Genomic DNA, 24,880 nt, shown 5'->3' on the forward strand with positions numbered 1-24,880 from the left:
TACAATTAATGCTTGCCTTGCGTGTGATTATTCACACGACTTATATACGATATACATTGGACGTTAGACATTAGATGATCATGACATAAGAAAGGAAATAGGAAATAGAAAATGGATAATTGGTTATTGGGATTCAAATTAAAACAAATGAGAGAAAAGAGCGGTTTAAAGCTTAAGGATGTTTCCGAAAAGGTTGGGATCTCATCTGCCTTTTTGAGTTTGGTAGAGAATGGCCGATCAGGTATTAGCATTGGTAAGCTACAGAGTATTCTAGATGTGTACGGCAAAAAACTTTCAGATTTATATGAGGATGCTTCCGAGAGCAATAAGGTATTGCCATTAGAACAGTGTCAAAAGTTGGGCTATGACATCGAAGGCATTTCATCCTACATTCTTCTAACCGACCCGGGCAAAGCACCTATTTTCCCAGTACACTTCCGATTGGAGCCCGGCGCATCAATTGGTCCTATCACGCATAAGGGCGATGAAATTTGCTTTATCATCGAAGGCGAATTTGAATTTATTTTTGAAAATCTCGAAACCGGCGTCATTGAAACATATGTTGCGAAAAAATGGGATACCGTGCGATATGCGGGTGATCTGCTGCACACAGTGACCAACGTCTCATCAAATCCTTCTGTATTATATTCAGTAATCTATTACACGGATGTGGCAGACAACCCGCATCTCGTGCCACAAGAAAATCATTTTCACGTTTAACCATCTTAATTAAATGCAAAATTTTAAATCTTTTTAATTTTAAACATATAAAAAGGGATTAGGCAATTGCCTAATCCCTTTTTATGCTTAATGTTCTGTAATGCTTAATATTCCATCTTTGACATTCTTACATAGCCTTCATAGCGATCTTTCGCCTGTGCTTCAGCAAGGGTAAATAATTCTTCTGCCACTTCAGGGAATTGTGTTTTAAGGCTTGTATATCTTGTTTCACCAAGCAGGAATTCTCTAAAGCTATCAGAAGGTTCTTTTGAATCTAACACAAATGGGTTTTTACCTTCTGCTTTTAAGCGTGGGTCAAAACGCCATAAATGCCAGTATCCAGATGCAACGGCTTCTTTCATTCTTCTTTGTGCTGTTCCCATACCACCTTTGATACCGTGGTTGATACATGGTGAGTAGCAAATGATGAGTGATGGTCCATCATAACTTTCAGCCTCTTGTAAAACTTTGAGGAAGTGCGCTTGATTAGAACCCATTGAAACTTGTGCTGTGTAGATATAGCCATAAGTGGTTGCGATCATACCAAGGTCTTTTTTCTTCACGCGCATCCCCGATGCTGCGAATTTTGCAACCGCAGAAACCGGTGTTGACTTAGAAGCTTGACCACCTGTATTTGAGTAAACTTCTGTATCAAATACGAGGATGTTGACATTTTCACCACTTGCGAGTACATGGTCAAGACCACCGTAACCAATATCATATGCCCAACCGTCACCACCGACGATCCATAAAGAACGTTTTCCGAGGTAGTCGGCATTGTCAATTGTATATTTGAGAACGGCTTCAAGTTCTGCATTATCCGATCCCGCTTCTGCAATGGCGAGCACTTTCGCACCAGCTGCTTTAGAAGCATCCGGATCTTCCATGCCTTCAATCCAAGCTGCAAATGCTGCTTTTACATCGTCTGCAACAGCCATTTCAGCTACTGTTGCAAATTTTTCTTTCATTGCGGCGCGAATTGCTTTAACGGCAACCGCCATACCATAGCCATACTCAGCGTTGTCTTCAAACAGTGAGTTCGCCCACGCTGGACCTTTACCTGCTGCATTTTTTGTATAAGGTGTTGCTGGTGCAGAACCACCCCAGATCGAAGAACAGCCCGTTGCATTGGCAATCATCATTCTGTCGCCAAAGAGCTGTGTTACTGCTTTCATGTAAGGTGTTTCACCACAGCCTGCACATGCACCTGAGAATTCGAAGAGCGGCTGTGCAAATTGTGAACCTTTTACAGTTGAAAGCGGCATTTTATCATCTTTAACCGGTAAATCAATGACATAGTTCCAATTTGGCGATTCTTGTTCGACTTGCGTTTCAATCGGTTTCATGATAAGTGCTTTTTGTTTTGCTGGACAGACGTCGGCACAGTTGCCGCAGCCAGTACAGTCATAAGGTGAAACTTGGATTTTATATGCCAAGCCTTCAAGCCCTTTGCCAATTGCTTTTTTCGTTGCAAGACCTGCCGGTGCCGCAGCCACTTCTTCTTCAGTCAGTAAGAAAGGTCTGATGGCAGCATGTGGACACACATACGAACATTGATTACATTGGATACAGTTGTCAATTTGCCATTCAGGTACATTTACCGCGATACCGCGTTTTTCATAAGCCGCCGAACCTGCTTCAAATGTACCATCTGCTGTTTCTTTGAAAATGCTAACAGGCAGATCATCACCTTTTTGAGCCGTAATCGGTCTTAAAATATCTTTGATAAATGAAGGTTCACCTGTCGCTTCTGGTGCAACATCGCTGTCTTTTGCATCTGCCCAAGCAGCAGGCACATCTACTTTTACGAGACGTTCAATACCGTATTCAACAGCTTTATTGTTTTTCTCAACAATAGATTGGCCTTTTTTGCCGTATGATTTTTCAATGGCTTCTTTTAAATATGCAATCGCTTTATCAATCTCAATAACGTTTGCGAGTTTAAAGAATGCCGCTTGCATAATCATGTTAATGCGATTGCCAAGACCAATTTCTTCCGCTACGCTCGTCGCGTCAATCGTATAGAATTTGATATCATTTTTCGCAATATAACGCTTCATTGATGCCGGAAGCAATGCTTCGAGTTCTTCTGCATTCCATTTGCAGTTGAGAACAAAGCTGCCGCCTTTTTTAAGACCTTTGAGCAGATCATACTGATAAACATATGACTGATTATGGCATGCGACATAGTCCGCTTCAACAATTAAGTAAGTGGAACGAATCGGCTTGTCGCCAAATCTTAAGTGGGATACTGTAATACCGCCTGATTTTTTAGAGTCATATGCAAAATAACCTTGTGCATATTTATCTGTTTTATCACCGATAATTTTGATGGCGCTTTTGTTGGCACCAACTGTACCGTCGGAGCCAAGACCCCAGAATTTGCATCGAATAGTTCCCGGCGTTTCGATGACGACACTGTCATTTTCAGTTAACGAAAGATTCGTAACATCATCATTGATACCAATGGTAAAACCATTTGCCGGTACATCTGCTTTTAAGTTGTCATAAACAGCTTTAATTTGCGTAGGCGTTGTATCTTTAGAACCTAAACCATAACGGCCGCCCACGACAATCGGTGCATCAGCTTTGCCAAAGAACATTGCGCGAACATCTTTGTAAAGTGGTTCACCGTCTGAACCAGGCTCTTTTGTACGATCGAGTACCGCGATTTTCTTAACCGTTGAAGGCAGGACATCAAAGAAGTATTTGTCTGTCCATGGTCGATACAGTCTGACTTTAATCATGCCGTATTTTTCGCCTTTGGCATTCAGGTAATCGATGGTTTCTTCAATGGCTTCAACAACAGACCCCATTGCAACGATGATGTTCTCTGCATCAGGTGCACCATAGTAGTTAAAAGGTTTGTAATCTCTGCCAGTAATTTTATTGATTTCATTCATGTAATCGACAACGACTTCTGGGATCGCATCGTAATAGCTGTTAGATGCTTCTCTCGCTTGGAAGAAAATATCAGGATTCTGAGCCGTACCTCTGGTAACAGGGTGCTCTGGGCTGAGTGCTTTCTTTCTAAAAGCGACGATGGCATCATGATCAACCAGACGATCAAAATCATCGTAGTCAATGGTTTCAATTTTTTGGATTTCATGAGACGTTCTAAAACCGTCGAAGAAGTGTAAGAATGGTACGCTTGTTTTAATTGCCGCTAAGTGCGCGACACCGCCAAGGTCCATAACTTCTTGTACAGAACCCGATGCAAGCATTGCAAAACCTGTTTGGCGTGTCGCCATAACGTCAGAATGATCCCCAAAGATAGAAAGTGCATGTGAAGCAACCGCTCTAGCGCTGACGTGGAACACACCCGGCAATAGCTCACCGGCAATCTTGTACATGTTTGGTATCATGAGTAATAACCCTTGAGACGCTGTAAAAGTTGTCGTCAATGCACCTGCTTGAAGCGACCCATGAACAGCCCCTGCTGCACCAGCTTCAGATTGCATTTCAGATACGATTACGGGACGACCAAAGATGTTCTTTTTGCCATGTGCTGCCCAATCATCTACAGACTCTGCCATGTTTGAAGATGGGGTAATTGGGTAGATTGCAGCAACATCCGTGAATGCATAGGCAACGTATGCAGCAGCGGTGTTACCATCCATGGTTTTCATTACTTTTTTACCCATTTTTAAATAGCCTCCTTTAATCAATATAGATCTCAAACAGTACTGTATTATCATACAATCCTGTCACTTGACGAACGAAGTCGACGCGTTGGTCTAATTCACTCGCTACATGATAAGCACTTGCATCAAATACTAGGTTAATAGCGCTTAAATGCGTAAATATAATTAATTGCTTAACTATTAGTTTATCAAAATATTACAAAAATTAAAACAAATAATACACGCCCTGCCACAAATTTATTCATGTTTCACGCTTGCTATACGACCTTGAGTATATTCAACCTAACATTCTCCGCGTTATTTTTATTATAACACCGTTGTATTTTGTATACAATTATTTTTTTCAAGTCTTTTTGACTGTTTTAATCTTTAATTAAAGTGATCTTAACAACGACTTTAGAAATCCCTTACTTCTATGGCTCCGATATCTATCGCTTCCTGTCTCGTTAATCCGATTTTACCTTTCAGACGATAGAAACTTTGTATACAATTTGTTTGCAGCTTGTTAAAAAATAAATAATTTATGTGTTATAATGATGCTTGAAGGGTAATTTTAATCTATAATAATGAACGAAAACAACAACCAATTGAATGAGGTGAAAAGATGAATTGCAGATTATCGATTAAAGACAAGATTCACTGGATCGGTGTCAACGATCGCGAAACGACGTTATTTGAAAATTACTGGCCGCTTGAGAAAGGCGTAGCATATAATTCTTATCTCATCAACGACGAAAAAGTTGCCATCATCGACACAGTTAAATTCAATAAGACGACAGAGTATCTTGAGAAAATTAAGGAAATCATCGGTGACAAACCCGTTGATTATCTAGTTGTCAATCATATGGAACCCGATCATTCCGGTTCGATGCTCGCGCTTCTCGGCACTTATCCAGACATGAAAATTGTCGGCAATAAAAAAACGTTTCCTTTTATAGAAGGTTTTTACGGCATCACAAGAAATTATATGGAAGTCGTCGAAGGCGACATCATTGACCTCGGTTTTCACAAGTTGACATTTTACATGACACCGATGGTTCACTGGCCGGAAACGATGATGACTTACGAAACAACTTCTAAAGTGCTCTTCTCTATGGATGCCTTTGGCGGCTTTGGCGCGCTGGACGGCGGCATTTTTGATGATGAAATCAATTATGAGTTTTATGAAGATGAAACGCGCAGATATTATTCAAATATCGTGGCAAAATACAGCGCCATGGTTCAGCGAAGCCTCAAAAAACTGGCAGGTCTTGATATTCAAATTGTCGCACCAACACATGGTCCGATTTGGCGATCAAATCCTGGCGAAATTATAGGCCTTTACGATAAATGGAGCCGTTATGAAGCAGAAAAAGGCGTCGTTATCGTCTATGGTTCTATGTATGGTAATACCGCAAAAATGGCTGATTTTCTTGCGAGAATTATCGCTGAAAACGGCATTAAGGATGTAAAGGTCTTTGACGCTTCTAAAACCCATCCGTCTTATATTCTAAGTGAAATTTGGAAGTATAAAGCCGCTGTCATCGGGTCATGTGCTTATAATACGAAAGTATTCAGCTCTGTTGAAACGGTTCTCGCTAAACTTTCAAATTCAAGTCTGAAAGACCGCTATGTCTCGGTGTTTGGCAATAAATCTTGGTCGGGCGGCGGCGTTTCGGGCATCAATGCATTTGTTGATGAAATCGGTTGGGAGCGCATTGGCGAATCCATCGAAGCAACCTATTCGCCAAAAGATGCAGAATTCAAAGCCCTTACAGAACTCGGAGAGGCTATTGCCGCAAAACTGCACGAAACCTACCCTGAGGAAAACTAGTTTATCAAATAACATGCCTAGGCGACTTTCAGGCTTAAACGATGCGTTAATCAGTTTACTGACAATTGCAAAAGAACCCGGTACCGCAAAATTGCAGTATCGGGTTTTTAATGTGAAAAACTCATGCATCTAATGGGCGCAGCATGCATGAGTTTTCCAAAAAAAGGTTAAGGGAATCTATTTTATTCATATTAGGAGATAGCGTTAATCATTTATTTCAACTTACCAGAGCATGAGTGCCTCTGCTTCTTTTGCAAGCTCTTCACGAAAATTCGGGTGCGCAATGGCAATTAATCGTTTAACACGCTCGCGTACAGAGGTTCCTCGCAGCGCTGCAACACCGTATTCCGTCACGACAAAGTCAACATCGTTACGGGAGAGCGACACAATTGCACCCGGTGCCAGCGTCGGCACGATCTTTGATTTTTCAATGAATTCACCTGTCTTAGGATCTTTCACTTTTGCGGTTGCATAAAGAGCAATAAAAGACATGCCGCCTTCTGCATTTTGAGCGCCAATAGCAGTATCAGCCTGACCACCCGTTCCGCTGATTTGTTTTGATCCAATGCTTTCTGAACAGCATTGACCTGTTAAATCCACTTCGACAGATGTATTAATCGAAATCATCTTATCATTCTGACCAATAACGTATGGATCGTTGACATAAGCACCTCGCATAATGGCTACCGCGGGGTTGTCATCAATAAAATCGTAAAGCTTCTTGCTGCCAAGTGCAAAAGCAGCCACCATTTTCCCAGGCAAAAGCGACTTTTGAGCATTGGTGACAGCACCTGCATTATAGAGATCGACCATACCATCCGTGAACATTTCGGTATGAATGCCAAGATCTTTTTTAGACATTAGTGCCTGTGCAACAGCATTTGGAATACCGCCAATTCCCAATTGAAGCGTTGAACCGTCTTCAATATATGCCGCAATGTGCTCGCCGATTTTTTTATCCTTTTCATTTGGCGCCGCAGCCGGAAGCTCCGGCATTGCATAATCCGTTTCGATGAAATAATCGACTTCTGATGCGTGCAGCAGTGTATCACCGAAAGTTCTCGGTACATTTGGATTGATTTCTAAAATGACGATATCTGCCATTTCGATCATCTCACGTTCGTAAACAGCACTGAGCCCAAGTGAGATGTATCCGTGCTTATCAATTGGCGAGCAGTTGCCCACATAGACATTGGGCTTGTGGTAGTCAATGCGTTTTTTAGCTGCAAAGTGCAAATGATTCGGAATAAACGTAACGGTTTTGTCGCGATGACGCTTGCGCATTGGCCCACTGTAGAACCAGCCTTCCATTAGAAAACTTTCACGGTACTGTGGATCATCGTAATAAGGGTAAACACCCATTGGCAAGCAAGTCATAACGCGAACATCCTTAACATTTGTATGAATGCTGTGGAGCGATTCCATCAAAAGCTTAGGCTCTGCGCCTGCAAGCCCCGAAACGACGTGGTCACCGGATTTAATCATGCCAAGTGCTTCTTCAACCGTTATAAACTTGCTTTTAGCCATTTACACTGCCTCCTTCGCCCCAAACGACTACATTTGCCGCCCATGCATACCCAATGCCGGCTGCAATCATTGCAATAACGGAGCCATCTTTGATCTTGCCTGCCTCAAGTGCTAAATGCAAGGACAAAATTTGATCAACTTGTCCAATATGACCGTAATGACTGAGATAGATCGACTGATCTTCTTCCAGCCCTAAGAGCTCAAGCATCTTTTTATGCATTGAATATTTAAAATGCAAAACAGCCAAATAGTCCAGCTCTGATTTTGCGATATTTGATTTTTCGAATGCTTTGTCAATACATTTCATCCAGTTGGGCATCGATACTTCATTCAGTCTTGCTTTCATGTGATCAGCTGCCATTAGCCTCAGTGACTTTTGTGCCTCTAAATAGTTCTCTGCTGTAATCGGATTGGCAATCCCGCCTATTTCGACACCTGCATCTCTTGCCATTGAACCGTCTGACATAATATGTGATCCCAGTAATAGGTTTTTATCATAATTCGCTTTAAGTATAATTGCTGCAGCGCCTGCACCGAGATTGTACATCATACTCATGTCCTTATCTCGATAATCCACGAAATCACCGTTTCGATAACCGCCACAAACCATAATCGTGTCAATACTTTCATCTGCCATCAGCATGTCTTTTGCCATTTTCATCGCTGTAACGGTTGTACAGCATCTGTTTTGTACATCAATCCCCCACGCATTTTTTGCGCCGATTGCTTCCTGAATATAAATCGCTGACGTTGTCAGTGGATACTCTTTCCACTCTTCACCCATGCATAGGATGACGTCGATATTAAGTGGATCAACGCCCGTACGCGTTAAACAATCCATCGCTGCCTTAACGCCCATATCCTGCGTACCGTCTTCCGGACCGGGAACTGGCTTTTTCGTAAACCCGAGCTTATTGATAATTGCGTCTTCCGACCAAGTGCCTTCTGTCGCTTCTGATATTTCTTTCGCCGTCATATAGGTCTCAGGAATATAGATGCCTGTGCCAACGATGCCAACATTTCGCCTCGCCATATTAACCTCCTCAAACTTTTGTTGTTGTCATTAATATTTGCAAGAGCCATGCCAACTTTTTTTCGACACCAGTTTCAATAGAACAGACAAAAAACAGCCATTTTTGTCTCCAAATATGTACAAAAATAAAACACTGTCCATATAATGTACAACACTTTGTACATGTATCTGAACAGTGTTTCCACTTTTCATCCTTATTTCCTCTTAAAAAATAAAGATCAGTCTTATTGCTGATCTTCATTTGATATTGACCCATTCGTTAGCTTTTAACACAATCCCTTCGTTTGGCCTTTCGAGCGGCTGTACGGCATTAAGGTTTGCATTGCGCCTCCTAATTCGGTGTATCAATATGGTATTTTTCTATTTTTTCATAGAGACTTGTTCTGCTGATCCCTAGTATTTTCGCAGCTTTTAGTTTATTGTAGCTCACAGCCTTCAAACAGTTGTGTATGGTTGTCTTTTCTACTTCTTCAACAGCTGTCCGCAAACTGACAAGCGGTGTGTCCTTTAGCTCGTCACTTGGTTCTGAAATCATAAAAGCCGGCAGATGCTGCATTTCAATACTCTCCGTATCCGTCATATTAATCGCACGTTCGATGACGTTTTCGAGCTCTCTGATATTGCCGGGCCAATTGTACTGCTTAAGGCTCTCAAGGGCTTCAACGGTAATATTACTCACATATCGTCCCAAGTTATTTGACAGTTTTTCCATCAGTTTCAGTGTAATCAGTTCGACATCTTCTTTCCGCTTTCGCAGCGGCGGTACTTCAATATTAATGACGTTGAGTCTATAGTAAAGATCTTCCCTAAACTCGCCTTCCTTAATCCGTTCCTTTAAATCTCGATTTGTCGCTGCAATAATTCGCGTATCAATGGGAATCGTTCGATTGCCACCAATGCGCTCTATTTCCTTCTCTTGAAGCACCCTTAGTATTTTGACCTGCATATCGAGCGGCATATCCCCAATTTCATCTAAGAAAATCGTCCCACCGTTTGCAAGTTCAAACTTTCCGACTTTTCCGTGCTTTTTAGCACCTGTAAACGCCCCTTCTTCGTAGCCGAAAAGCTCCGACTCAAGCAAATCTTTAGGAATAGCCGCGCAGTTAATTTTGACAAACGGGCCGTCAAAGCGTTTGCTGTCATTATGTATGGCATGTGCAAACAATTCCTTTCCTGTACCGCTTTCACCAATAATTAAAACATTGGAATCCGTCTTTGCCGCTTTAGACGACATCATTTTAACATGCTGCATCACTAGTGAATTACCAATAATCGTATCCCATGAATACTTGGCACCTCGGATGTTTTTAAGTTCTTCCTGATAGATCATCAGTTTACCTTCCAGCAGCTTGTTGCGTTCAAGCACTTCTTGCAGACTTCTTAAATCGTCAAAGACGACCATGCCGAAACCATAGGCTACTTCTCCGTTGTCATCGAGCACTGGAATCCTGTGAACGAGCGCCGTGTGGCCATTTGAGAACTTATGCTTACAATATATTTCAGGTTTTTTAGATTTGAAAACATATGGAAATCTCGTATTGGGATCAACCACATCAACGCGCTTCCCCATAATTTCTTCACGCGAGTACCCCAAATAGTCTGCAAAGGGCTGATTAATCATCAAGATTTCAGTATGCTTGTTTAAGAGAATGATCGGCACCGGCACCGGGTCAAAAATTCGGTTTAAATTCTTAACAAGTGCATCATCTGCCACTTGGGACTGTAAATGAATCGTATTTTCCATCCTATCACACTTTCATCACGTATTTGAGAATACAGTATCATGTGGGGTACTATTCATATTATAACTTAATCATGAAGTGTTGCCCACCTTCTCATCTGCTTTTTTATTAATGCAAGTATCGTACCAAATTGCACAAAAAATGAACAATAGAGAGATGACTGTTCTCAAACGAGCGCTTTTACTTCGCCACTGGGATCAGTCAAATCTCTCTATTTATATTGTTTGTCGAATTTTTTCTGCCTGAAATCAAAAAATGCTCATACGTATTATGCTTGTGTAATGATAGTCCCCGTAAGTCCTGCAATACCGTCTTTTGCCTTATCAAGTGATGTAATCAGTGACTTTCGCCCTGTTTTAGATGCTGCAAACAGCACAGCTGCTTGAACTTTTGGCAGCATACTGCCAGGTGTAAACATCCCGTCTTCTATATAAGCTGTCGCTTCATCAACGGTCATTCTATCCAGCCATGTCTCATTAGGCGTATTAAAATTAATCGCCACTTTTTCCACAGTGGTTAGAATGATAAGATAATCTGCATCCATTAGTTCTGCGATTTTCTCTGCAGAATAATCTTTGTCAATAACGGCCGGAATGCCAATAAGCGCATTGCCGTCTCTATAAACAGGGATACCGCCTCCGCCAACAGTAATCACCATGTGACCACTATCCATCAGGATTTTAACCGTATCTTTTTCAGCCACGTCTACTGGCTTTGGTGAAGCGACAACGCGCCGCCATCCTCTGCCTGCGTCTTCTACCATCTGGTAGTCATCATGCTGCTTCATTAGTGCCAGCGCTTCTTCTTCCGCATAAAATGCGCCAATTGGCTTAATGGGCTTGAGAAAAGCCGGATCATCTTTATCGACAATCACTTGTGTGATGACTGTTGCAACAGGTACCTTGAGATTACGGTTGTGTATCTCTTCGCGAATAGCATTTTGCAAGTGATAACCGATATAACCTTGACTCATGGCACCGCACTCGGGAAACGGCATTTCAGGTGTTCCGGCAGCGGCAGCATTTGCTGCTGACATAGCGAGATTAATCATCCCAACCTGCGGACCGTTTCCATGAGCCAAAATGACTTGATGGCCTTCTTCAATGAGATCCACAATGGGTTTTGCCGTGTGTTTTACGAGTCTGATCTGTTCTTCCGGCGCCCTGCCAAGTGCATTGCCGCCGAGAGCAACCACGATTTTTTCCTGCTTTTTCATGTTTTTGCCCCCTTATGGTTTGTGAAAAATAATCCGCTGTGATGCTGCGGTCATTCTGTGATGAGATATGATCCTCAACCACCTTTATCAATTACAAATTGCCAATCGTCGCAACCATGACGGCTTTAATCGTATGCATACGATTTTCGGCTTCGTCAAATACGACAGAGTGTTTGCTTCTAAAAACTTCATCTGTTACTTCCATCTCAGTGATTCCATGGTTTTTGGCAACTTCCTGCCCAACTGTTGTCTCAAGATCATGGAAAGCAGGCAGACAATGCATAAAGATCACATCTGGATTCGCCGTGGCATCGAGCATTGCCTTATTGACTTGATATGGCATCAGCTGCTTGATACGTTCTGCAAAAAGATGTTCTTCTCCCATTGATACCCACACGTCGGTGTAGATAACGTCTGCACCCTTAACGGCATCAATCGATTCTGAGAGTTCAATCGTGCCGCCCGTTTCTGCTGCAACGGCATTCATCTCTGCAACAAGCGCTTCCGACGGCCAAAGCGCTTTTGGTGCTAGGGCAACAAAATGCATCCCCATTTTGACTGCACCGATCATCAGCGAATTCCCCATATTGTTGCGCGCGTCGCCTGCATAGACAAATTTTACTTTATTCAGCGGTTTTGCCACGTGTTCTTTAATTGTTAAAAAATCCGCTAAGATTTGAGTTGGATGATACATATCCGTAAGACCATTCCAAACCGGTACGCCGGAGTATTTCGCCAAAGCATCTACTGTTTCCTGCTTAAACCCTCTAAATTCAATACCATCATAAAATCTACCAAGTACTTTTGCCGTATCTTCAACACTCTCTTTTTTACCCATTTGGCTATTGGTAAGAAATGTGACGCTGGCGCCCTCGTCAAATGCGGCAACTTCAAATGCACAACGTGTTCGCGTTGAAGTTTTTTCAAAGATCAAACATATATTTTTACGTTCCAGCAGCGTGCCTTGAATGCCTGCACGCTTTTTAGCCTTTAGATCCATGGCCAAATTCAGAAGATAATGCATTTCTTCACTGGTATAATCCTTGAGCGTCAACAAATGTCTGCCTTTTAAACTAACTGGCATAAGAATCCTCCTTAATATTATCTATTCAAGGGAACGGCATCTCATGGCATCTCATCGCGATAAGCCCCGGCCCTGTTTATTATAATTGATCTCGGTAAAGCGGCATTGACATGCACCGCGGCCCGCCGCGCCCTCTCGAAAGCTCCGATGACTGTATAACATGGAGCTTGATTCCCGCCGCTTCAAGCAATCGGTTCGTTACATGATTACGCGCATAAACAATGACTTCCCCCGGTGCAATGGCAAGCGTGTTTGAGCCGTCATTCCATTGTTCTCTCCCAGCATCAATCCCCGGCTTGCCGCCGCATCGAATGAGTTTAACTTTATCGAGCTGCAAATACTTCATTAAAATTGCTTCAAGTTCCATATGTTCTTTTTCAATAATGTATTCCCCAGGATGATCCCCTCGCTGTATAGAGTAGACTGTTAGCGGCCCCTCAATTTCAGGGTGTATTGTGAAGGTATCATAATCCACCATGGTAAATACTGTATCCAAATGCATAAATGCACGCGTCTTTGGTATATCAAAAGCCAAGATCGTTTCAAACGGCTGCCCTGCATGAAAGATACGTTTGGCGATGAGATCAACTGCCGCTGCATCTGTACGCTGTGATACCCCAATAGCAATGACTTTATCCGATAAAATCAGCTCATCCCCGCCTTCAATTGCATAGGGATCTTCTCTGTCATACCATAGCGGCACTTGATGCTGTTTAACTGCGGGATGGTGTTCAAAAATATACTTTGCAAAAATTGTTTCGCGCCGTCTCGTAAGCGTTCGCATCTTATTTAACGAAACGCCATTGCCGATCACTGCATAAGGATCTCTGGTAAAATACAGATTGGGCATTGGATCAATAATAAATGGATACTGCGTTTCAATAAGATCTGCCAAGGAATGCGTCAAGCCAAATGTAATACGTTCTCGGCGTATTCCGGTCATTAGCGCTTTAACCAATGCTTCTGCATCTTCAAACGCTTCATAATATGCCTTCACCATCGCCACTCTGTAAGGCGATACAATCCCCGCCTCAGCAATAAACTCATCCATAAAGATTGCCCTTGTTGCCTTATCTTGCAACACTTCCGCCATTAACGTTTCTAGGTAAACGACTTCAACACCGCATGTTCTGAAGACATCTGCAAAAGCATCGTGTTCTTCCTGTGCAACCCTTAAATACGGAATGTCGTCAAAGAGCAGTCTGTTCATCAACTCCGGTGTCAGGTTTTCAATTTCCATCCCCGGTCGATGCAGCATCACTTTTTTCAAAACACCAATTTCAGAGTACACTTGAAGTTTTCCATCAAACATGTTTCACCTCGTATTCGTTGCGCTGAATAATCATTAGAAGGTAGAATCTGTGCCGCCTCTTCGCTGCGAATACCGCTGCTGTGCACAACACCCTCTCAATCATTCAATCTCCGCATTGCCAGATTATGTAAAAATATTCATGCCGGCCGTCTACAACTTAGTATAACATCATTTTAAAAAACATTACAAGCGCTGAAATTTTAAGCTTTCTTAAGGGTTTTCATTTTTAAAAAACGCCTCGTTTATTCACGCGGTGCATATTATTCTATTTTTTTCCATCTCCGTTGCCGCCCATTGCTGTCTGCTACTGGCGATTTAGAATATCATAGCATATCCGAGTGAATATTTATATACTTTTTTCTATATTTATGTATTGAATTGTGTGCCATTCTCTCCAAAAAATAAAAAAAACACTCCATCATCGTGAATGTTTTTCTTATGTATTTGGTTATGAAACCATTATTCGATCTGTCGTACCAGAAATCGTTACCTCTACAGATTCCGTCAATATATCGGAATAGCTAAAAGAAATCGTCCGTTCAGATTCTCTGCCAGCATCAATTCTCACGATGAACACACTTGGAAATACGTCTTCAATAATCCCTTCACGAACTTTTGCTTTTCGCTTCCCTTTATTCGTTCTCAATACAACCCTTTTCCCCAAACAGTCTTGAACATTTCTCTTTATATCATCTAATGTCTGTTTAGTTGCCATCTGACCACCGTCCTTTTGTTAGCTTATCCCATTTTATCATCCTAGCCAAAAATTGTCAAACTATTAGCAAAATTGATAATTGTTGATATTTCAACGATTAACGTCATTTTAACATCGTAATAACCAAATTTTTTCTGAATTTTTAAACGTTTTATTCTATGAACATTCGGCCTTTTAGGACTGGCGACCTAAAGATCATGGATGAATTTTTGAATACCTTTAATGCTGTTGATATAATAATCATAGCTCAAATAATGAGGCGATGCCTCAATAATCATCGGTTTGCCCGTTTTAGCAAGGACAGTTAAAACACGCATCGTATCAAATGCCCAGCCATTTGCAGAAGTTTGCTCAATATTCGGAACGATATGGTGAAATTTCACATAACCTTCTGCTTCTTGATAGACGCCTTCACCATATGTTGTCCAAATGTGAAAGGCCTCTGCATGCGATGCCAGCAGCCGCAGATTTGCTTCAAAATCAAAAGCGCGCCACTTCGCTGCAAAGTAGAAATGGCAAGTATCCAGCAGAATGCCTACGGACCGATAAGGTTTAAAACAGTCAATCCAATCAGCGACATCATAAAAATTAACATTTGAACCAAAGTATTCAACCAATACTTTTATACCATACGCAGCAGCCAATGCTTCAAGGCGATCGCACGCACTTTTTAATCTTAGCTTAAACGTTTCGGGCGCTTCAATCTCTTCATATACCCCAGCAAAATGCAAAACACAGTAAGCAATGTGATATTTTTGCAATCGTTTGAGATTGTCCTCTAATATGGCAAACGCTTGTGCCGCCTTTACAGGATCTTTATCAAGATAAAATGCATCTAAAAAGTCCCAAGGATAATCATCGGGAATATAAATCGGCAAATGAACGGATACGGGGATCCCTTTTGCATTGGCCATACGTATGTTGGCTTCAATGGAAGGGACGTTTTCCCGGTAGGGTCGGTGGCGCCCCTGACAAACTTCAATACGCTTTAATGCCATTTGTTCAATGGTTTCCAGTTTAAAAAAGGCCATATTGGTTCCTAAATTTGAATACATGATACACTTCTTTCTCGCTCTGTCATTTAGATCATATGCATATGCTTTATGGAGGGCGCGGTGTCATGAAATGTTTTCTACATTAATCTATTTTATGCAGACGCTCTTATACACCTTAGCACCTTATTCAACATTATAGCGAATCCAACAGCTTTTGACATGATTTTTAATGCTTTTTTAATAACCTCATCAGCTTTTTTTGCTACAATTAAATTAGACAGAAAAGTAAAAACGAACCCTGAGCTCTTGAAAGCGAGGCAAGTCATGGTCAAAAAAACCAGCTATGTTTTCGTTATACTGCTCACGACAATTGTCTTATTAGTTTTTTCAACGGTGGTTGCACCACAAAGCGATCTCTTGGTGTCGGCAATTAATTACAATGCCGTCGCATTGTTGCTCTGTGGCATCGTACTCATCATCGCACTAATTGTCGATCGGTATAACGATTATAAAAAAGAGAACAATGATTATAAAAAGTATTAATTAGGAGGTTTCTATGCTATTGGTTACGACGCCGGATGTTCCGGGCAAAAAAATCGTTGAAACCCTAGGCATTGCCAAAGGTTGTACTATCCGTGCTAAGCACATTGGGAAGGATATCACCTCTATCTTCAGGCAGCTCGTCGGCGGCGAGATGAAAGAATACAGCGAAATGCTTCAAGAAGCAAGGCAAATTGCAACTAAAAATATGGTGGCTGAAGCAGAAGCACTTGGCGCCAATGCCATCGTCAACATTCGATATGCTTCGTCCAGTGTCATGCAGGGCGCAGCAGAGGTTCTCGCTTATGGCACAGCTGTCATCATTGAATAATGCGACACAACAGACTATCCATTTCACTACAGAAAGCCAACCCTATTGCAATGCGTAAAAAGGCGCAAATGGGCTGGCTTTTTTAATATAAAAAAATTGTCTTCACAAAAAAACATTTTTTTTTGAAAAAAGGGTCTTCTTGCCGTTCGACAATATGATATACTGACTAGGGATGAAAAACGTCCAGCTTCCTAATTGGACAATATATTTGGGAGGTAATCATGTCCGATCATATTGTATCAAAAGCGCTTGAAGTCAATCTTGAAAATACACGCGACCTGAGCATTCAGATACCTGAAGAACAGGTATGGCTATTATCGCTGTCTGAATCAAAATGGGGAACGCATAAACGCACACAGGACTTCCTGCTGGAACTAAATCACAAATTTAGAAACAACCAATACGTCATTGAATCGCTGCACAGCATCTGCCTGACGGAACTATGGTTCTATAATGGGCTCGAAGATGCCGAACGCGCCTTTGACGTTTTTTTGAGTATTTTTAAAACCTTGATGAAAGCCCAGCTAACAGAAGCTCAGCGCGATTTACTGATTAAAACATTTATCAAATTCATGGATCGCCTAACGGCATTAAATACTTATCCGGAAGGCATCATCCATCGTGCACTTGCTATTTTAGATGAAGATTCACAGCATCACGAGATACTCTACGTAAAAAATACCGGCTATTTTAAAACTTATCTCGCCAGAGTTGGCGCCCTGGCAGAACTCGAATCACAGCTTGTCCTCATTACAAAGCGGCTGCTGAACCGCTGCTATACCGACTGGGAAACAGCTACTGACGTTCTGGCTTGGTATCATGAAAAACAGGCACATTTTCAGAGTCTCAAGTCGAGTGATCTCGAACCGATCGGCCACCAGTTCTACGTGCGTTTACATGAAGAGCTTAAACTGGCCAACAACTGGAAAGAAGTATCAAAACTCATGTTCTACAACGATCTTTCCAATTATTATCGGAGCTTTACAGAGCAAATTCGATCACACCTCGACAGTATTTACTATTTGTATTATTTGCTGCGAATAGAGGGCATGCTGCATTTGAGCGATCATCTTCTTTATGATGTCAACCGCAATCTTCGAAGCGTCTTTAAAGAGCTTGGCGATGAAGACGTCACCGCTTTTATTGATGTCATCATGGCGGAATTTAAAACGCTCGCCATTGATCACAGCGGCATTGTGCTGGATTGTATTCTCACGCTGGGCAAAGAAGTCATTGACGCTGGACGCGAAGACCATATTACCTATTTTGTCTATCGTCTTATCGCCCTCGGATTCCAATATCCTGGCGAAATGGAACTCAATGAAGACTGGCAAATCAAAATCAACACCAGTCATGTCAAAAATATTCGCGTCTGGCTCGAACTGATTGAACACGCACCTCTGGCAATGCGTAATTTGCTGGCAGCACTGATCGTCAATCTCAAGCTTGGTGGTATTTTTATCTCGGATACCGATCTCTTTCAACGCGATGTCACCAAAATGCTCAATGCAGAAATCGCACCGGTATACCGTGAAATTAAACAGCTCGCACGAATATTCCCAGTCTACTTCAGGGATATTGGCGCTGAAGGCCGCCTTCGTGAAGTGACGACCGAGGTCGATGAAGCCTCCATGCGCAAGGATCGGTTGATACACTTTTTAAGGAAACAAGTGCATACAGAAAGCAACAACACGCATATTCAATTAACGCGTAAAATTTTGAGTTACTGGCATTCCGGCGACAAGACGATCTTAAAGTCAGTGGTCCCTGAGGATGTTTATGAACACATTGGCGATGACGCAACATGGTTCGAAGGCGTTCATAGCATTTTGACCGCACTTTGCGGCGAATCAGAGCAATTGATTCCAAAATGCCTTGATGCTTGGGAACAAACAATTGAAGATGTTCTATCACTAGGCGTCGGCAATGAACGCGATCGCAGACGCGTCGCTGACCTCTTTGAAATTCACGCACTCTTATTAGAAAAATATTCATTAGAATCCGATGATATTGTCGCGTTCATGAAAGGCTACCACTTCTTCATTGGTGAAGAACTCGAAACGTTGCAATCGCTTCTGGAAGCCGATGCCCACAAAGAAGCCCTTAATAAAATCTACGATTTCATGAGTCGGCTCAAAAGCATCATCTTGAATCCGGAAGTCTCTGAAGCACTGGAACAAATCTATTACAAACGCCATGTCGCCGTCGGCATCCCCTCCATGTATGGACAATATATCGAGAGCAAATTTGATGCCCTAGGATTAATGTATCGGCTTGAGCGCACTGCTGCAAAACTGATGATGCAAATTGTCGCAGGCGTCAATCTGGATTATGTTTCTGCACGAACGATTCGGCATATTTACGAAGTCCTGAAAGCTTTTCAACGAGGCCTTGAACTGGATGGCATTTCGAATCAAGGTTTTAACTCACATCTCGATATGCTGAAATATGCCATGTCGTCACCGTCATTTTCATTCGAACAGTACTTTAACCTCTTTGAATTTATGGCACGTGATATCAACCGTATCATGGATGAATATTTCATCAGCGTGTTTGATGGCCCGCTAGAAGCTATTATTCCTCAGCTGCCTTGTACTGAGCCAGCATGTCTTGACGGATCGATAGAAGCAAAACAGCAGTTTTTCAAGATATCAGAGGGCTTTTTTAGAGAACATCTCTCAGCCGCTTTTCTCGTTCAGGATCTTGATCACTTTATTATGCGTATTCACGAAGCACTGCTCGCTGTCAAATCTGAATACGCATCTGAAGCAATTGAAAGCATGATGACCTATGATCCAGACTTAGCTTACAGTGCACTGAATTATGCGACACCGCCAATTGACAATCCTGTATTTCTTGGTGCCAAAGCATACTTTTTGAAAAAGCTCACCGACTATGGCTTTAACGTGCCACCTGGTTTTATTTTAACGACGGAAGTTTTCAGACATAAGGACATCCTCAGAAAACATCCGCTGATGATGCAGGAACTCAATAACCATATCAAAGATGAAATCACGAGAATTGAAAATCAAACGGGAACGCGTTATGGGGATCCAGACAATCCGCTGTTCTTCTCTGTTCGCTCCGGATCGAGTCTGTCACTGCCCGGTGCTATGAAGACGTTCTTAAATGTCGGCATGAACGATGAAATTGCAGAACATTTCAGTAAACAGCCCGGCATGGGCTGGACTGCTTGGGACAGCTACCGTCGATTTTTGCAGAGTTGGGGGATGGCCTTTGGCATCAACCGCGACGAATTTGATCGCGCGATGCTAACGCATAAAACACGTTACGGCGTTGAAACCAAGATACAGTTTTCGCCGGATGAAATGCGCAGCATTGCGATGGCCTATAAAAAGATTCTCTCGGATCACGGACTTGCCTTTGAAGAAGACCCTTTTAAACAAATGAAACAAGCCATTGCCTCTGTCGTCGATTCATGGTTCTCCAAGAGTGCCGATGAGTACCGAAAACACATGCAAATCGCTGGCGGTTGGGGAACAGCGGTTCTGGTTCAAAAAATGATTTTAGGCAACCGATCCAATCGTTCCGGCACTGGCGTCGTCTTTACAAGCAGTCCTTTTGTTAAAAACCCTTCTGCCGGCATTACACTTTACGGCGATTTTGTCTTATGCAGTCAAGGTGAAGATGTCGTTTCAGGACTCGTTCACACACTGCCCATTACAGAAAAACAGCGAAAAGCACACTATAAAGAAAGTACGATGTCACTCGAATCAGGCTTTCCTGAAATATATGAACAGATCAAAAAAGATGCGGAACTGCTCATTGAAACCTACGGTTTTGCACATCAGGATATTGAGTTCACATTCGAATCTGATGCCGTTGAAGATTTGTATATTTTACAAATCAGAAATCAAAATTTAAAAAATCAAAAAACGCAAACGCGTTTTGAAAATCTACCGCCACCTTCGTCATTGCTCGGCAAGGGCATTGGCATTAGCCCGGAAATACTATCGGGCGTCCTCGCCTTTGACTTGGAAGACATGACGCGAATTAGAGCTGAAAATCCAGATCAGAAAATCGTTTTGGCACGTCCCGACACAGTGCCGGATGATATTCCGCTGATCTTTCAGTGTGACGGTCTCATTACAGCAAGAGGCGGTGCCACGTCACATGCCGCGGTTACAGCAGCCAGTCTCGGTAAAGTATGTATTGTCGGCTGTAATGGTCTTTCAGTGGATGAACTCAAGAAAGCATGCCGTTTTGACGGTAAAGTGCTTCATGTCGGTGACGCAATCACATTAGATGGTGAAAAAGGGCAAATATTCCTAGGCGCTTATAAAACGGTGGAAAGCCCATTTGAAATATTGAGGGAGGTCGAACATGAATCTTAGAAACAAACGCATTTTGGGCATAAACGGCATTGGCCGGATTGGAAAACTCACACTTTGGAATCACTTAAATCAGCGACATTTTGACCGTATCGTCATTAACTCCGGTCGCACCATTGGCAAAAGTCTTGACGATGCCATTCACTATTTGACAACCGATTCCACTTATGGTACGTTGGAACGCTTCCGCTATGGTTATTCCGGTCAGAGTCTCAATATAAAAATTATCGACGCTGCTGAAAACCTCGTCGAAATCGACGGTATTGAAATCAAGCTGCTGATGGCTGCCCGAAATCCTCGTGATATTGAATGGGGCAAAGAAGGCGTTCGCCTCGTCGTCGACTGTACCGGTGTCTTTTTAGACCCAAGTCTCCCTGCCGATCATCCCAAAGGAAGCCTTCGCGGTCACATTGAAGCAGGCGCAGAAAAAGTGATCGTCAGCGCACCATTTAAATTAGGTGCAGGCGTTCAAAAAAGACCTGAAGACAGCGGCCTCTTCGTTTACGGCGTCAACCATTTTCTCTACGATCCAATGAAACATCATATTTTATCAGCTGCAAGCTGTACCACAACAGGGCTCGCACATATGATGAAGCCACTGCTCGAAACAGAAGAAACCTCGCGAATTGTCACCGCTTCCATGACAACGGTACACGCTGCAACCAATACGCAGAGCATTCTCGATTCTGCACCTGCTGCCAATGCCAAAGATCTTCGTAAAAATCGTTCAGCGCTGAGCAATATCATTCCTAGCAGTACGGGAGCAGCCATCGCACTGGAAGAAATATTGCCGGAAATCAAAAAAGTCGGCTTTATGGCTGATTCCATCCGTATTCCAACACAGACGGTCTCTTTGATTTCGCTGAACCTCACATTCCGAACAGAACTTAACAAACAGGGCCAGCCCGTCATCGACCGCGCGTTTATCAACGATATCTACATGCGTGCTGCTGAAGGTCCTCAAAAGGGACTGCTCTATTTCAGCACCAATCAAAACGTCTCGTCAGACCTCAAGGGCGAAATGGCGACAATCGTTATTGAAGGACGTGAAAATCACACGCGAACAGGCTTCTTATCACTGGATGCCGAAACCCTTAGCCGCTATCATGGCGAAATTCACAGCGATCTCGATTTGCCTGTAACCCACGCCAAAATATTTGGCTGGTATGACAATGAATTTGGCAGCTATGTCAACGCCCTCGGCAAACTGACAAAATACGTCGACAAAAATTTACTGTAGTTTAATACACTCTATATAAAATCCCGGCAGTACATGATCAACATGTATTTGCCGGGATTTTTGGGTATAGACCACTTTTTGTCACTTTCTCAATTTTTCTCTCATTTATAAGAACCGCATCGTCCATGGTTCTTGCATACCAAAGTTTGAGCATGATGCATTTGCATCAAGTAACTTACCTTATTCTTTTAAATTCAGCTTTGCCAGCGCCTCAGCAAAAGGTGATGCTGGCTGTGCTTGCTCCGCAGCCTGTTCGCGTATGAATTTTTCCACATCGCGTCGCGATCCTTGCTTGTCGGCCGCTTTTTTACGTTCATTAAATGCTGAGAGCTTTTCGCGGTAACCGCATTGACACGTAAAGATTTTCTGGTCTCCTTCACCACGCATCATCATTTTCTTGTGACAGTTCGGGCAACGCGCATTGGTAACTCTGGCAACACCCTTGCGATACCCGCATGTCCGATCTTGACAAACGAGCATCTTGCCTTTTTTGCCATTGACTTCAAGCAGGTATTTACCACAATCCGGGCACTTTTCACGTGTCACATTCTGATGTTTAAAAGTTGCATCACTGTCTTTAATCATCTTGACATTGCGTTTTGAAAACTGCTTGATTTCTTCAATAAACTGTTTTTTGCTGAGTTTTCCATTTGCAATTCGCTCCAACTGTTGCTCCCAGTCTGCTGTGAGCTCAGCGGACTTCAAGTCTTCCGGAACCAATTCGAGCAGTTGTTTGCCCTTCCCAGTCATGTGAAGGTGATTACCGCGCTTTTCGACAAGAAAAGTATTGAGCAATTTTTCAATGATATCGGCACGGGTTGCAACCGTTCCTATCCCATAAGGCATGTTTTTAAGCGGATGTTCCATTGCCGTGAGCAGTGTCCCTTCTGTATAGGGCGGTGGCGGCATGGTGCGTCCCCGCGTTATTTCGAGATGCTTAATCTCAACGGACTGTCCCTTTTGAAACACGGGCAACTGCTGATCCCGTAAATCGTCATCGCTTTCCTCATCGTTATCATAGGCAGAACCAGCTTGATAGACTGCGCGCCATCCCAAGCTGTGCTCAACTTTTCCCTTTGCTGTGAACCGCTGGTTTTTAACCACGACATCGACAGTCGTCTGGTCATAACAGTACGGCGGCATGAGGACAGCCAGAAAGCGCTTCACCACTAAATCATAGACTTTGCGTTCATCACTGTATAAATCATTTAAGAATACCGCCTGTTCAGTCGGTATAATCGCGTGGTGATCCGATACTTTGGCATCGTCGACGAAAGCTTTCGTCGGCTTTATGGGCGACTTGATCAGCTGAAATGCTATTTTGGCATATTCGCCATTGCCGCAGGCCTTAATCCTGTCTTTTAATGTTGGGACAATATCCGCTGTTAAATAACGCGAATCCGTCCTAGGGTATGTCAAAATTTTATGGACTTCATAAAGGCGCTGCATGATATTTAACGTTTGCTTAGCAGAAAAGCCAAATCGTTTGTTGGCATCGCGCTGTAGTTCCGTTAAATCATAGAGGCCGGGGGCAGACTGGTTCTTCCGCTTGCTTTCGACCTTGGAAACGACGCCACGTTCGCCTTGAAGTTCCTTATGCAGCGTTTTCACTGTGGCTTCATTAAAAGTGCGCGTATGATTTTGTGAATCTGCCCATGTCAATTTAAAACCTTTGGCATGTGCTGCCAGACCAAAATAGTCTTTTGCCTTGAATTGCTGAATATCGGCTTCACGCTGTGCAATCATCGCCAGTGTTGGCGTTTGTACCCGACCACAGGACAATTGTGCGTTAAACTTACAGGTCAGCGCCCGTGTCGCATTCATGCCCACATACCAATCTGCCTCAGAGCGAGCCTTCGCAGAATCATAAAGGGCATTATAAGCACGGCCGTCTTTAAGCTTTGAAAAACCTTCTCGAATTGCCTTGTCCGTTACCGACGAAATCCAAAGACGCTTCAATGGTTTTTTCAAACCTGCTTTTTCAATAATCCATCGCGCAACCAATTCGCCTTCGCGACCGGCATCTGTGGCAATGATCACGTCACTAACATCTTTTCGAAGCAGTGTTTGACGAACAGCTTTAAAATGACCACTCGTTTGCTTAATAACAACAAGTGCAAGTGGACTTGGCAGCATTGGCAAGTCTTCCAAGCGCCAATTGGCAAGTTTCTGATCATAGTAATCCGGATCAGCCAAGGTTACCAAATGTCCAAGTGCCCACGTCACAATATATCGATCACCTTCCAGACACTGGTTGCCTTTCCGGTGGCAATTGAGTACTCTTGCAATATCTCTTCCCACAGAAGGCTTTTCAGCCAATACAACTGTTTTTGACATGTTCTCTCCTTTATCTCTATCTTTTGCCTTTTAGCTTTATTATTTGCCTTTTATCCTTATTATTAATTCACTGCATCCTTCGAATTTTATTTTTTTCCCTGCAACACGTATCCCGTTACAAGATGAGATTACGACATATGTAGATCATCAATATAGAATGTGCCGTTTCAATTCACATAGCCCTAAACACGCGCTTTGCAAAAGCTTAATCGGATTGTAAAAATCTAGCTATTGAATAACCGCTTTCATCAAGATACAATGAAGATGGGTCATTTAATA

16 protein-coding genes are annotated in these 24,880 nt (G+C 42.7%); 6 read left to right on the forward strand and 10 right to left on the reverse strand.

The features are described from left to right. The first annotated feature begins 111 nt into the window (after positions 1-111). Positions 112-720 carry a helix-turn-helix domain-containing protein gene (locus KHM83_RS11345; RefSeq protein ID WP_213237135.1) on the forward strand — a complete coding sequence of 203 codons (609 nt, stop codon included), beginning with the start codon at positions 112-114 and terminating at the stop codon, positions 718-720. Between the two features lie 104 nt (positions 721-824). Here KHM83_RS11345 and nifJ read toward each other — a convergent pair whose 3' ends face one another. Then, positions 825-4,364 carry a pyruvate:ferredoxin (flavodoxin) oxidoreductase gene (gene nifJ, locus KHM83_RS11350; RefSeq protein WP_213237136.1) on the reverse strand — a complete coding sequence of 1,180 codons (3,540 nt, stop codon included), beginning with the start codon at positions 4,362-4,364 and terminating at the stop codon, positions 825-827. A 604-nt stretch (positions 4,365-4,968) separates the two neighbouring features. Here nifJ and KHM83_RS11355 point away from each other — a divergent pair. Next, complete coding sequence (locus tag KHM83_RS11355) at positions 4,969-6,177, forward strand: FprA family A-type flavoprotein (protein ID WP_213237137.1); 1,209 nt, start codon at positions 4,969-4,971, stop codon at positions 6,175-6,177. Between the two features lie 222 nt (positions 6,178-6,399). On the opposite strand, the gene KHM83_RS11360 is transcribed toward KHM83_RS11355, so the two are convergent. The 8 genes from KHM83_RS11360 to KHM83_RS11395 form a co-directional block, all read right to left on the reverse strand. Further along, positions 6,400-7,704, reverse strand: coding sequence for an acetyl-CoA hydrolase/transferase family protein (locus KHM83_RS11360; RefSeq protein ID WP_213237138.1), 1,305 nt, complete (start codon positions 7,702-7,704; stop codon positions 6,400-6,402). Further along, positions 7,697-8,737, reverse strand: a complete 1,041-nt coding sequence (locus KHM83_RS11365) for a 3-oxoacyl-ACP synthase (RefSeq protein WP_213237139.1) — start codon at positions 8,735-8,737, stop codon at positions 7,697-7,699. Before KHM83_RS11365 ends, KHM83_RS11360 begins: the two co-directional genes overlap by 8 nt. Positions 8,738-9,068: 331 nt before the next feature. Then, complete coding sequence (locus KHM83_RS11370) at positions 9,069-10,481, reverse strand: sigma-54 interaction domain-containing protein (RefSeq protein WP_213237140.1); 1,413 nt, start codon at positions 10,479-10,481, stop codon at positions 9,069-9,071. A 266-nt stretch (positions 10,482-10,747) separates the two neighbouring features. Continuing rightward, a complete protein-coding gene (gene arcC, locus KHM83_RS11375) occupies positions 10,748-11,695 on the reverse strand; it encodes a carbamate kinase (protein ID WP_213237141.1) in 948 nt (315 codons plus the stop codon). A 91-nt stretch (positions 11,696-11,786) separates the two neighbouring features. After that, the gene (gene argF, locus KHM83_RS11380) at positions 11,787-12,779 is read right to left on the reverse strand and encodes an ornithine carbamoyltransferase (protein WP_213237142.1); all 993 of its coding nucleotides are present in this window, start codon (positions 12,777-12,779) and stop codon (positions 11,787-11,789) included. Between the two features lie 79 nt (positions 12,780-12,858). Next, on the reverse strand, positions 12,859-14,091 hold the full coding sequence (gene arcA / locus KHM83_RS11385) for an arginine deiminase (protein ID WP_213237143.1): 1,233 nt from the start codon (positions 14,089-14,091) through the stop codon (positions 12,859-12,861). Between the two features lie 448 nt (positions 14,092-14,539). Then, entirely contained in the window at positions 14,540-14,806 is a 267-nt protein-coding gene (locus KHM83_RS11390; protein ID WP_213237144.1) for a Veg family protein, read from the reverse strand. Between the two features lie 188 nt (positions 14,807-14,994). After that, positions 14,995-15,861: a TIM barrel protein gene (locus KHM83_RS11395; protein WP_213237145.1), complete on the reverse strand. Its 867-nt coding sequence runs from the start codon at positions 15,859-15,861 to the stop codon at positions 14,995-14,997. A gap of 264 nt (positions 15,862-16,125) precedes the next feature. On the opposite strand from KHM83_RS11395, the gene KHM83_RS11400 reads away from it, so the two are divergent. From KHM83_RS11400 to KHM83_RS11415, 4 genes are all read left to right on the forward strand, one after another. Then, complete coding sequence (locus KHM83_RS11400; protein WP_213237146.1) at positions 16,126-16,344, forward strand: hypothetical protein; 219 nt, start codon at positions 16,126-16,128, stop codon at positions 16,342-16,344. A gap of 13 nt (positions 16,345-16,357) precedes the next feature. Then, the gene (locus tag KHM83_RS11405) at positions 16,358-16,672 is read left to right on the forward strand and encodes a YbjQ family protein (protein ID WP_213237147.1); all 315 of its coding nucleotides are present in this window, start codon (positions 16,358-16,360) and stop codon (positions 16,670-16,672) included. Positions 16,673-16,893: 221 nt separating this feature from the next. After that, entirely contained in the window at positions 16,894-21,027 is a 4,134-nt protein-coding gene (locus KHM83_RS11410; RefSeq protein ID WP_213237148.1) for a PEP/pyruvate-binding domain-containing protein, read from the forward strand. Next, positions 21,017-22,264 (forward strand): glyceraldehyde 3-phosphate dehydrogenase NAD-binding domain-containing protein, encoded by a 1,248-nt coding sequence (locus KHM83_RS11415; protein WP_213237149.1) that lies wholly within the window; start codon positions 21,017-21,019, stop codon positions 22,262-22,264. The genes KHM83_RS11410 and KHM83_RS11415 overlap by 11 nt, the downstream gene beginning before the upstream one ends. A 180-nt stretch (positions 22,265-22,444) precedes the next feature. Here KHM83_RS11415 and KHM83_RS11420 read toward each other — a convergent pair whose 3' ends face one another. Beyond that, positions 22,445-24,601, reverse strand: coding sequence for a DNA topoisomerase III (locus tag KHM83_RS11420; RefSeq protein ID WP_213237150.1), 2,157 nt, complete (start codon positions 24,599-24,601; stop codon positions 22,445-22,447). Positions 24,602-24,880: the final 279 nt, after the last annotated feature.

Origin of the sequence: Fusibacter paucivorans (genome assembly GCF_018390735.1) — a bacterium.
Lineage (GTDB): Bacteria > Bacillota > Clostridia > Peptostreptococcales > Acidaminobacteraceae > Fusibacter > Fusibacter paucivorans.